Below are 11,756 nucleotides of genomic sequence, written 5' to 3'. Positions count from 1 at the left end.
GTCAGTTGCTCTAACCAAATGAGCTATAGGCCCGAGATACCTTTTATAAATACCTACTGTCCCGATGACTATCGGGAGAGCCAGTTGCTCTAACCTTCCGATCGTTATCGGTCAGGCATTTTTTAAAACTTCTAGTTTTTCGGTCGTATTCGCCGTAAACCTTGGTTTTCGGAGTGCAATGTTACATATTTGAATGCAAATACACAACCTATATTTCGAATGAAAAATGCACCTGATGCAGACTTTTTGATTTTTGATTTAGGCAATGTCATAATTGATATTGATTATCAGAAGGCATTGCAGCGTATCAAACAGGAGATCTCCACTGACTTACACGACAAAGTTGATGGCTTTTATCTCACTGATTTCCACAAGGATTATGAGGTGGGAAGGATCAATTCTGCTGCCTTTAGAGATGAGGTTAGAAGCTATTTCCAGCAGGATTGGAACGACGAAAAAGTGGATGAATTATGGAATCATTTGCTGCTCAAAATTCCTTCAGAAAGACTAGAATTAATTTCAAAATTGAGAGAAAAATTTCAAGTTGGAGTCTTGAGTAATACCAATCTCATACATATCCTTGCTGTCAATAGAATTTTGAAGGAAGATCATGGCTTGGAAAACTTCGATCCAATTTTTGATTGGGTATTTTTGAGTCATGAAATGGGACTTTCCAAGCCTTCTCCAGAGATCTTTGAAAAAATGTTGGTTGATCTTGGCACTTCTGCTGATCGGGTGATATTTTTTGATGATTTGATTGCCAATGTGGAAGGAGCTAAAGCAGTAGGTATTCAGGCGGTACATGTGACGGGCCCTGAGGTTATTTTCGATTATTTTAAGAATGTATAGCAAAAAAGAATACCTCCGTCACGGATTATTATTTATCGCCACTGTTATCACTACCTCCCTTGCAGGTTCAGAGTGGGTTTATTTGAAATCTGTATTCGGAGAAGGGGAGGCTGCCCTCAGCTGGGAGTATTTCTGGATGTCAATGGCCTTTTCGATTCCTTTTATTGGGATTTTACTTATTCACGAGCTAGGACATTTCTTTACCGCTATTTATCATAAAGTAAAGTGTACGCTGCCATTTTTCATTCCTGGATGGCTGGGTTTTATAGGTGTACCATCTATCGGGACATTTGGTGCAGTCATCCAGATGAAAGGTTTTGTCAATAGCAGAAAGAAATTCTTTGACATAGGAGTTGCTGGACCATTGGCTGGGTTTGTTATTGCATTGCTAGTGCTAGTATATGGATTTACTACGCTTCCTGAGAGTAATTACATTTACGAAATTCATCCTGAATATGCCGACCCTGATTTCCAAGGACCAGGAGAGGATGCTCTTGATTTTGAACTTGGGAATAATCTACTTTTCTGGGGACTGAGTGAAATCTTTGCAGATCCAGACCGTATGCCAGCCATGTCGGAGGTGATACATTATCCTTATCTATTTGCGGGTTTCTTAGCCTTGTTTTTCACGGCTTTAAATCTACTCCCAATTGGCCAGTTGGATGGGGGACATGTGATTTTTGGGCTTTTTCCCAAGCGACATAGAGAGATCTCGCTGGTGGCATATATCCTCTTTATCGGTTATGCAGGATTGGGGATGATCAGTCCCTATTCACCGATAGAGGATCTTATGCTTTGGATTCCATTGTATATAGGCTTCCTGTTTATATGTTTCACCAAGTCAGGACTCAGCGTTAAGAATCGGATTACCTTCGCCTTGGGAATAGCTGCGATTCAGTATATTTTGGCTTACCTGATACCTGGTGTACAAGGCTATCAGGGTTGGTTACTTTATGGGTTTTTACTGGGAAGAATTATGGGCTTGAAGCATCCAGAAGTATCTGGATTTCGCGAGTTGGATGGCAAAAGAAAAGCCCTAGGGATCCTAGCTATTATCGTGTTTATCCTTTGCTTTTCGCCAGAACCATTCATATTTACCTAAGATAGCTTCAAACTCGGTATGAGATGCTAATAAATTTGGATGAAAAAATGGCGTATGGTATACGAGTGAATCTGAACAATTAAGCTGTGCTCACCGTGTTTTTCTCTGTGAACTCAGCGATTAAAGATAACTACAAGACATAAAAAAACTCCCCGAAGGGAGTATGTTACAAATTTCTATAAGCTAAAATTCCGCCTGGGGTATTTCGGATTTTAGAAAAGCCTTTGGATTCTAGGAATTTCTTAGCGTTCATACTTCTAGCACCAGAGCGACAATGAACGACGATTTCGGTGTCTTTGTAGTCCTCTAATTCGTCTAGTCGAGTCGGTAAATCAGCCAAGGGGATATTTTTTGCTCCCAAGTTGTCATCATCGTATTCCCATTCTTCACGAACGTCAAGAAACACGAATTTTTCATTCTTATCCAATCTGGATTTAAGGTCTTCTACAGTTATATCTTCCATATCATTATTTAACTAAAATTCTATACGATTGCATTCCTGCCTCTGTGATCAAATTGAGCACATAGATGCCAGGCCGCTGTCCATTAAAATTAACAATTTCTCCCTTAGATGAAACTTGTCGCTCAAGAAAAATCTCTCTTCCAAAAGAATCAAATACTCTCGCTTCGCTAAATCTACCTTCTAGGTTTAGGACTGTTTCCACGGGGTTAGGGTAAATGCGTATGCTTTGCTCAGGTGCCACAGGATCCTCGAAAGGTGCTTCCAGACTAATGTGCGGCCTGATCATCATAGATCCATGGACATCCTCATTTTGCGCCCAGGCACCTACTACATTATAATATAATTTATCACCAGTATCATTCACCTTGTCTAAACCAACATGGATGAAGTCATTGATATACTGTGTATAGCCAATATAGAAGTCTCCTTCTACTCTGATATTGGTATCCAAGGAATAATACTGTAGCTCCTGTCCGGCTTCTTTTATAGTAATTAGATCCTCTCTTGTGAAAATAGGCTCCTCATCTAGGTCCTTCCATATATTGATATCTACTGCCTGATTGACCTGCCTAGGATTGGTGAAATTGATAGAAATACCTTTGATGTAAACTTCTTCGGGGCTGTTATATTTCACTGCCAACTGTCCAGATCGTTGATTGATGCCAGCAGCATAATCAGCAGAGCCATTATCATAAGCAAAATAATCCAGGATAGGGAATGAAGTGCTTACGGTGTCATTCAGTTCATAATTCACTGTGGGAAAAAAAGTAGTGTCTTTACTGAAAAAATCTACTTCATAAAGCAATCCATCACCTGTGGTAAGTGAAGAAATGATTTCTAGGTTAGTCTCGTTTTTCGGAACTGGTATTTCTTCAAACGATCTACTTTCAAATGATCTACGTTCCAGTGCATTTGGAACTGGATTGAAGGGCGTATTGAGATTGATAGCTGTAGTATTCATCGTAGAAGAATTCCTGATAGCAATAGAATATTCCATTGCTCTAAAGCGATTTTCTAAGTTGTAAAACTCATTTTGAATTGTACTCCAAATACCGTCTTGATTGTCTTTGAGAAGAGCAAAAGGGTAGGCGCCATAATCTCCAATTCTTAGCTCATTTGTTTGGGTGAGACTTCTGTCTTTGTAGTCAAGGTTAGTGTTGTCACGTCCATCATTCAAGTAGATGTAGTCCAATAACCAACTATCAAATGGTCCTGACTGTCGGCCCTCAGAAAAGAAACGGAATTGAAATGCGGCATGCTGCCAGGCAGGAAGGATTTTTACGATTTCTTGAGTGAAAATTTCAGTGTCAATTCCTAGACCTCCAAGTTGTCTCCAGATAGTCACCCAAGTTCCGTCAGCATTTAGGATTTGTAAGGTTAAATGATCGCTTTCGTCAGGTAATTCAGCTCTGCCAGCTATCTGCCAAAAGAAGCTCAAATAGAGACTTTCGCTGTTGTCGTCACTCAAGCTACTCAGATCAAAGGGTTTGGATGTTATGTAGTCTGTCTCGCCCTGATCTGCTTGATTGACAGAATATGGATTGCCATTCGCGTCTACTCCATCTAACAGAATCATTCCGATGGATGGAGCATTGAATCCTATGGTCTCGGTGTAAGAAGCTCCCGAAACAGTCCACTTCAGAGTATCTATTCCTTGAGAAAAATCATCCCAAAAGGGGAGGGTATTGCCTTGTAAGATTCTAGCGTTTCTTTCTGTAGAATTGTATTTTTTTAATTTCTGATGTTGAATAGGGGCAAACTCCACCACTTGGCTATGAGCCATAGTCGAGATGAATAGAGCTAGCAATAGCCCAGTCATTCGAGATATATGAAGTGCTTTGAGCATGAAGCTTACAAATTGTCCTTAGCGATCCAAAGATCGATTAACTCACCAGTTTTGACTTGCATTGCTGCTGGTGGAGTTTGTCTTAAGACTTGCCCAGCAGCTACAGAATCAGTGTCAAGATAGTATTTATTGCCCACTCTTAGGCTAGAGCCTAAAATCATAAACTCAGCATCTACTTCATCCATGCCTTTTAAATCTGGGACAGCTAGGATTTGATTACCCAATCCGTCACCAACTACCAGGTCAATTCTCGCTCCTTTAGGGATTTCGAAGCCTTCAGATACATTTACACCACGGTATTTTTGCTCTAATACCACATTGATACCAATATCTGGAACGTAAACAATATCTCCACGCTCCAGTCCCATATTGGCCAAAATCTCTTGCACATTCTTTAATGGCGTATTGACCAAATTTGGCATTTTAAGCATTGGTGCATTCTTAGCATTCAAAGTAAGGTAGATGGTTTTACCACTTTTTACTTGAGCGTTAGCTTCTGGAATTTGCTTCAGAATTGCAAAAGTTTTGAGATCAGTGTTGAATCCTGAGTCAAGGGAAACTTCGTATTGTAGGCCAGCACGATCCAAGATCTCTACACCTTCATCGTAAGTGTAGCCTGATAAATCAGGGACAGATACTGATTCCCCATGATTGGTGTACATGGGAAGGTATAATTTCAAAAAAAGGAAACCCAGTAAAACTGTTATTCCAAAAATGACGAGGAGGTTAATTAATATCTTTTTCAAAAGGATTGTAGAATGAAATACCTGAGAAATTTTAATAGTTAAAGATAAGCGGGAAATTCAATCCTTACAACGAAGGAGCAGTCTAAAACTGATGGATTCCATAGGCAAAAAATAAGCCGAAGAGTTTTTCTTCGACTTAATTTTAATTAATTAATAATTAGCCTGCGCGTATCCCGTACCGTATTACTAGAGATATTCACGATAAATACCCCTTTGGAAAACAGTTGGGTACTGAAGGAATAAGTCTGGTTTAGCGTGGATGGATATACAATTTCTTGTACTAGTGCACCAGTACTCGAAATCACCTGAATAGTTACATCTTCATAATCAGGTAAATTGAATGCGATATTGAAAACCTCACGAGCTGGATTAGGATAGAGCAATGACATGCCCACTGCTGGTATTACAGGTTCTGGGTTTGCGTTTAGATAGAGCTCAATATTGTCCAAGTAAATTGGTGAATCTGATTCTTCTCCTCCTTCCACTACAAAGGCAAGTCGTACTTTAGTGTTTCCTGTTCCAGCAAACTCGGTTAGATTAATGTATTTACGCACATAATCACCAGTACTATTTGGATTAGCTTCACCTATTGAAACCGTAGATAATTCAGCACCGATAGCAGACCAGACTTCTGTGTATGCATTTCCTCCATTTGAACTAGCTAAAACTTTTAATCTCGTAGTAGGGCTAACTTGCCCAGCTGCCAAATCGAAGAAAATACTCGCTTGACTACTTACGGAAAGATCGAAAACCGGAGTGCCCAGCCAATAGCTCTGACCAGCTTTACTAGTGGTTACCTTAGCTACATTATTTGGGCCCTCACCAGCAGAAACTGATGAGACCGTCCAAGGTTGATCGTCTGATTCTGGATTTACTGTTTGCCATGGTGAGAAGGCGCCTGAATTATTGAAGTTCTGTCTCCAAGGAACAGGGATGGTCGTGGCGTCTTCAATTACATAAGTTGTAATACTATCTGAATTATTTCCATTCTGATCGAAGTTAGGAATGGATGACACAAATTTTAGCTTGTTTTTACCTTCAGATGTGGAATTGTTAGTACTAATCGTGAAGCTTTCGCCAGGCTGTACTGTTGTACCACTTGCAATGTAAGTTTGCGTAGGAGAACTGTTCGTACTTGTCTCAAATCGGAAGCTGGAAATCGGAAGATTACCTCTATTGGTCATGGAAACAACCTCAGCTTCATTTGTACCATCGAAAATTGGCGTAGGAGAAATTACACTATCTACAGACAGATCATATTTAAATTCTTCAGTTGGTAGTATTCGGATATTTCGTAGGTAAATATCATTACCATATGCGTTCTCTGCGATAAATGCAAAGCGAACAGATCCTAGGTCTGCAAAGTCAGATAGGTTTACTAATTCAGTCCTAAACTGACTGTCATTAGTAGGGATAAATTCATCCAGTGTAGCTGTAGATGTTTCTAATGATTGTCCAGTTTTACTATAGGGTACATTTACGAGATCAAATGTGTTTCCACAATCTTGGGAAACAGCTACAATCAATTTATCAGAATATCCAGCCTGATCATATTGTGCGTATGCCACTTCAAATACAAGTTGTGCATTTGGATACTTTGATAAATCAACAATTGGAGAGGTGTAGTAATCTAACTGACCAGGTGCTTCATATTCATAATTACGGATATAAACCACATCCTGAGAAGTGCCTGAAATCGTTAATGTTTTCTTTTCCCATGTCAACAAATCGTCAGGATTGGCAATGGTCCATGGAGCTGGGAATGTGCTAAGATTTGTGTTATAAGGTAGCTCTATTGCTTGTTCTTGAATCGGTGATATAGTTTTGCTGTTGTTGCCTGTGACAATGTCTGGCTGATCATTGGCCTGAGTAATTCTGAATTCTATCGTATTGCCATTTGGTAGAAGACTGAACTCATTGAAGTCAACATCAATACTTTCACCTGTATTCAAATTGAATGTAACTCGCTTGGACTCTAATACTTCACCATTTCTTCTAAGCTCTACACGGCCTGAGGTCAATAAATTCTCTCCGGCATTTATTAGCTCTATTGATGGACTTACCAACGGGGTACATACAAAAACACCAGGTTCGATGATATTGCCTATTGCCAAATCATTTTCTGCGAGTATAGGTTCTTGGGTAGCCCTGTTGTTGACTAGGGTTACTCTTCTTGGACTGTTTGCAAGTACAACTTCAAATCGCTCTACCTGACCTTTGGTGAATAAATTCATGCAAGCGTCTGGCGTATAATCCATGTAGTTTTGGATCATATCATCTGAATCACAACTATAGCGTGAGGCGTTCGCACTGCAAGCGCTATTTGAGTTGTCTTGATCTGGAGTGTCTGTTACGAAGTCATCAACTCCACAGCCACCATCTCCCCAGATATGACGTAAGCCAAAGAAATGACCTACCTCATGTGTGGCAGTTCTCCCTTTCGAGGCTGATACGGCATTTCCTCCCATACCAAAAAACCTATAATCAATGACTACTCCATCTGTTATAGAAGCTGTAGGAGGGCCATCTAGCCCTGGTAAATCAGAGATAGGAAAGGAGGCATAACCAATATAAGGACTTACCAAAGTAGTCACGTATAAGTTCATGTATTCATTAGGATCCCATTGAATTGTTTGTCCTATTATGGTAGCATCAGTTCTGGGGTCATAGGAGGATTTCGAGCCTAGCGTACGAGTGATTCCATCAGTAGGTAGTCCTGAAGGATCTTGTTTGGCTAGAACAAATTCTATGTCAATCATACCTGCATAAGGCAAGAATTCGGCTGGGGTATTTACTGCATCAGCATTTGATCGCTGGAAATCTTCATTCAAAATTCTAATCTGCTCTTGAATTTGAGATTCAGGAATATTTGCTCCTTGTCCTAAAGGATTTCCATTGTGGATTATATGTACTACTACTGGAATTAGGATTGGATCAGCATTGATTCGGGATAGGATTTGAGGCTGGAGAGTTTTATCCTCAATTTTATCATTTATCCATTTTTCGAAATAAGGTTTTGAACCAAAATAGCCCAATTCCTTTTCCATGATCTTTTCCAATATCACATGTCCACATTTCTCCTCATGGGAATGGGAACTTGTTTGATTGAGCTGATTTGTGATGTCAAAAGTTTGGAATTGCTGCGCAAAGCCAGTTGATAACACAAAAAATGCCCCCAGTAGGAGCATACTGGCTTTGTCAATAACCCGAAAACCTTTTTTCATTCAAATTCCGATTAGGCTACTGTTAGGTTTACGGCTTCTACACGTGTGATTTCAGGGATTGCACGTTTGATAGCTTCTTCTACTCCGGCTTTAAGTGTCATGGTAGACATTGGGCAGGTACCACATGAGCCTAACAATTCTAATTTTAAAACCATGTCGTCTGTAAGCTCTACGATCCTCACATTTCCTCCATCTGCTTCCAGGTATGGTCGAATAGTGTCTAGTGCAAATTCTATTTGTTCTCTTAGTTCTGGTTGCATATGCTTAAGCTTTAATTTCTACCACCTCGGTTTTGTTCTGAGAGGCATTTCTTATGGCAATTTGTCTAGCTATTTCTTCAGCTAGTTTTTTGTAAGATTCTTGAGTGATTCCATCTTTTAATACGGCAGGGTAGCCTGAATCACCACTTTCCCGAATACTTTGTACAATTGGAATTTCGCCCAAGAAAGGTACATCGTATTTTTCAGCCAATTTTTTTCCGCCTTCTTTACCAAATATATAATACTTGTTATCAGGTAATTCCGCCGGTGTAAAATAAGCCATATTTTCAATAACACCTAGGATAGGCACGTTAATTTGGGGCTGCCTAAACATCGATAATCCCTTATTAGCATCCGCCAAAGCGACTTTCTGAGGAGTAGTGACGATCACTGCACCAGTGACTGGGACAGTCTGAACCATGGTCAGGTGAATATCTGAAGTTCCCGGAGGCAAATCAATCAATAGGTAGTCCAACTCACCCCAAGCTACATCAGCAATAAACTGCTTCAGTGCCGAACTGGCCATTGGGCCTCTCCAAACCACTGCGCTATCCACTGGAGTAAGAAAACCAATCGACATCAACTTCACCCCGTATTGCTCAATAGGGATGATTATATTTTTGTCTCCTACCTTTTTCACAGCAGGCTGCTCAGCCTCTACATTGAACATGGTAGGTATAGATGGACCCGAAATGTCCGCATCGATCAAGCCTACTTTGGCACCAGATCTAGCTAAAGACACTGCCAAGTTTACAGCGGTAGTTGATTTGCCAACTCCGCCCTTACCTGATGCGATAGCAATGATATTCTTGACTTGAGGCAAAACGGGGGCTGAATCTCTTATCGTGGTGACCTGGGAAGTCATGAACATATTCCATTCCGGTTCTTTCCCAAAGTCCTCCTCCAAAACCTCCAAGCAATTGTTTTTAATAACTTCCTTGAGAGGACAGGCTGGCGTAGTTAGGACTACATCAAAGCTTACTTTATTACCTGTGATTTCTATTTTTTGAATCATTCCCAGCGTTACCAGATCTTTTTTCAGATCAGGATCTTGTACTCTGGAAAGTGCCTTCAGGATATTATCCTTGGTTAACTGCATGCGGTGATTGTTGTAATTTTTCGCAATTTAAAGCTTAAAGACTTCTAAATAAAGGGCGAAGTAAATGTATTGTACTTGTGAACTCGGAGAAACTGAAGAAAGTTCTCATTTTTTAGATTGAGCCATTAACTTTGCCTCATATATTACCTATGGGCATCAGCAGAAATACTACGGACAAGGTCAAAGAACGCATGGACATCGAAGAGGTGATCGGCGATTATTTGCCTATGAAAAAGAAAGGCCAAAACCTCTGGGCCAACTGTCCATTCCATGGGGAAAAGACACCTTCATTTTCCATTTCGCCAGCCAAGCAAATCTATAAATGCTTTGGTTGTGGGAAAGCAGGAGACCCTATCCAATTTATAATGGATATAGAGGGGATTGGTTTTCAAGAGGCGATTAAGCACATCGCTGGGCGCTATGGAATCGAAATAGAGGAGGATGAAACGCGTACGCCTGAGCAGAATGAAGCTCAAAATGAACGCGAAAGCTTATTGATAGCCTTGGGTTTTGCGAGAGACTTTTTTGTGAAAAATCTCCAAACTGCCGAGGGAAAATCTATTGGACTCAGTTATTTCAAAGAGCGTGGTTTTACTCCCGCAATCATAGAGAAGTTTGATTTGGGCTATGCGCTTGATGGATGGGATAATCTATTGAATGCTGCTAAATCTGCAGGTTTCAAAGAGGAAATCTTGTTAAAAGCTGGTTTGATTCTTCAGAAGGAAGGAGATGCCACTCGTGTTTATGACCGGTTTAGAAATCGAGTGATTTTTGCTATTCATAATATCTCTGGCAAGCCACTTGGATTCGGAGCAAGAATCCTCACCAAGGATAAAAATCAACCTAAATACATCAACTCTCCAGAGACGGCAGTTTATCACAAAAGTGATGTGCTGTACGGGATGTATCAGGCCAAAAAAGAAATTCGAGCGAAAGACAATTGCTACTTGGTAGAAGGTTATACCGATGTGGTGAGTTTGCATCTCTCGGGAATAGAGAATGTGGTTGCATCTTCTGGCACTTCCCTGACTGATGGTCAGATCAAATTGATCAAGCGATTTACTGATCAGGTGACCGTACTGTATGATGGAGATGCTGCAGGAATAAAGGCTTCACTTCGTGGTATCGATCTCTTGCTGGAAGGAGGGCTGAATGTGAAAGCTGTGGTATTTCCTGATGGTGAAGATCCGGATAGTTATTCTCGAAAAGTGGGATCTCAGGCATTTCAGGATTACTTGGAAAAGAATAGTCGTGATTTCATAGGCTTCAAAATCGGTCTCTATAAAGAGGAGTTTGCCAAGGATCCGATCCGGAAAGCTGAAGTGATTCGTGAAGTAGTCCAGAGTATAGGGAAAATTCCAGACCCTATTATTCGTTCTGTATATGCCAAGGAAGCTTCAGGGCATTTGGGGATAGAGGAGGATATCATCCATGCTGAGTTGAATAAATCACTTCTAAAATCTCAGAAGGATCATTTCAATAAGCAAAAGGATGATGTTTTTGCCGAGCAAGCAATGGATGAGCTTATTCCTGATGGAACAGCCACCTCCTTTTCAGAAATCCTCAAAATTCAAGAGCGTGAGATGGTTCGGATTTTAGTGAATTATGGCTGGCAGAAACTCAGTGATGAGGAAATGCATTTATGCCAATATTTGCTTTCTGAAACTGAAGACCTTGAGTTTTCAACTCCTATATATATTAAAATTTTGCAGCTGTATCGCAATAGTTTATTGCAGGGGGAAATCCCAACTTCAGAGTATTTTATTGGCTTAGGAGATCAGGAAGTACAAAAAGAGGTCATTGATCTTGTCACTGTTCGTCATGAAGTTTCCCATCATTGGGCGGACACTCATCAGATTATAATCAATACAGAATCAGATGATCTTACGCTTACTGGTTTCAAATCCATCCTGCGATTGAAGCGGAAAATGGTGCAAAAGCTAATGGAAGAGGCCAAAGAGAAAATAAAAAATGCAGAAGCCGAACATCTGGATGATGACAAAGTTCATGAGTTTCAGGTGATTTACTTCGAACTCAAAAAAGTACAGCTTGAAATAGACAAAGAGCTGGGTATCGTGATCGGCTAAAACCAAACTTTATTTGGCTGTGACCTGTTTAAGATTTGAAAGCGTGTAAATTTGCCTTTCTAAGTACTAATCCAAACACA

At 40.3% G+C, this 11,756-nt stretch carries 9 protein-coding genes; 3 read left to right on the top strand and 6 right to left on the bottom strand.

Annotation, left to right across the window (positions count from 1 at the left end; all coding sequences use genetic code 11):
* Positions 1-219 precede the first annotated feature (219 nt).
* Both LV85_RS12425 and LV85_RS12420 read left to right on the top strand, forming a co-directional pair.
* Positions 220-849 (top strand): HAD family hydrolase, encoded by a 630-nt coding sequence (locus LV85_RS12425; RefSeq protein WP_111319877.1) that lies wholly within the window; start codon positions 220-222, stop codon positions 847-849.
* Positions 842-1,951: a site-2 protease family protein gene (locus tag LV85_RS12420; RefSeq protein ID WP_111319875.1), complete on the top strand. Its 1,110-nt coding sequence runs from the start codon at positions 842-844 to the stop codon at positions 1,949-1,951. The genes LV85_RS12425 and LV85_RS12420 overlap by 8 nt, the downstream gene beginning before the upstream one ends.
* Positions 1,952-2,117: 166 nt before the next feature.
* Here the strand turns inward: LV85_RS12420 and LV85_RS12415 are convergent, their stop codons facing one another.
* The 6 genes from LV85_RS12415 to LV85_RS12390 form a co-directional block, all read right to left on the bottom strand.
* A complete protein-coding gene (locus tag LV85_RS12415; RefSeq protein ID WP_111319873.1) occupies positions 2,118-2,414 on the bottom strand; it encodes a rhodanese-like domain-containing protein in 297 nt (98 codons plus the stop codon).
* 4 nt (positions 2,415-2,418) lie between these two features.
* Entirely contained in the window at positions 2,419-4,260 is a 1,842-nt protein-coding gene (locus LV85_RS12410) for a T9SS type A sorting domain-containing protein (protein WP_111319871.1), read from the bottom strand.
* A gap of 5 nt (positions 4,261-4,265) precedes the next feature.
* On the bottom strand, positions 4,266-4,922 hold the full coding sequence (locus tag LV85_RS12405; protein ID WP_170125617.1) for a PASTA domain-containing protein: 657 nt from the start codon (positions 4,920-4,922) through the stop codon (positions 4,266-4,268).
* Positions 4,923-5,152: 230 nt separating this feature from the next.
* Entirely contained in the window at positions 5,153-8,230 is a 3,078-nt protein-coding gene (locus LV85_RS12400; RefSeq protein WP_245942284.1) for a M43 family zinc metalloprotease, read from the bottom strand.
* Between the two features lie 11 nt (positions 8,231-8,241).
* Positions 8,242-8,490, bottom strand: coding sequence for a NifU family protein (locus tag LV85_RS12395; protein ID WP_111319867.1), 249 nt, complete (start codon positions 8,488-8,490; stop codon positions 8,242-8,244).
* A gap of 4 nt (positions 8,491-8,494) precedes the next feature.
* A complete protein-coding gene (locus LV85_RS12390; RefSeq protein WP_111319865.1) occupies positions 8,495-9,589 on the bottom strand; it encodes an Mrp/NBP35 family ATP-binding protein in 1,095 nt (364 codons plus the stop codon).
* 149 nt (positions 9,590-9,738) lie between these two features.
* On the opposite strand from LV85_RS12390, the gene dnaG reads away from it, so the two are divergent.
* Positions 9,739-11,676 (top strand): DNA primase, encoded by a 1,938-nt coding sequence (gene dnaG, locus LV85_RS12385; protein ID WP_111319863.1) that lies wholly within the window; start codon positions 9,739-9,741, stop codon positions 11,674-11,676.
* Positions 11,677-11,756 lie beyond the last annotated feature (80 nt).

Origin of the sequence: Algoriphagus chordae, assembly GCF_003254055.1 — a bacterium.
Classification (GTDB): Bacteria; Bacteroidota; Bacteroidia; order Cytophagales; family Cyclobacteriaceae; genus Algoriphagus; species Algoriphagus chordae.
Note: the sequence above shows the minus strand (reverse complement) of the source record. Positions and strands in the feature narration are given on the sequence as shown.

Coding starts and splice junctions, on each gene's coding strand:
- LV85_RS12425 (WP_111319877.1), top strand. CDS start 220: ATGAAAAATGCACCTGATGCAGACTTTTTGATTTTTGATTTAGGCAAT.
- LV85_RS12420 (WP_111319875.1), top strand. CDS start 842: ATGTATAGCAAAAAAGAATACCTCCGTCACGGATTATTATTTATCGCC.
- LV85_RS12415 (WP_111319873.1), bottom strand. CDS start 2,414: ATGGAAGATATAACTGTAGAAGACCTTAAATCCAGATTGGATAAGAAT.
- LV85_RS12410 (WP_111319871.1), bottom strand. CDS start 4,260: ATGCTCAAAGCACTTCATATATCTCGAATGACTGGGCTATTGCTAGCT.
- LV85_RS12405 (WP_170125617.1), bottom strand. CDS start 4,922: ATGTACACCAATCATGGGGAATCAGTATCTGTCCCTGATTTATCAGGC.
- LV85_RS12400 (WP_245942284.1), bottom strand. CDS start 8,230: ATGAAAAAAGGTTTTCGGGTTATTGACAAAGCCAGTATGCTCCTACTG.
- LV85_RS12395 (WP_111319867.1), bottom strand. CDS start 8,490: ATGCAACCAGAACTAAGAGAACAAATAGAATTTGCACTAGACACTATT.
- LV85_RS12390 (WP_111319865.1), bottom strand. CDS start 9,589: ATGCAGTTAACCAAGGATAATATCCTGAAGGCACTTTCCAGAGTACAA.
- dnaG (WP_111319863.1), top strand. CDS start 9,739: ATGGGCATCAGCAGAAATACTACGGACAAGGTCAAAGAACGCATGGAC.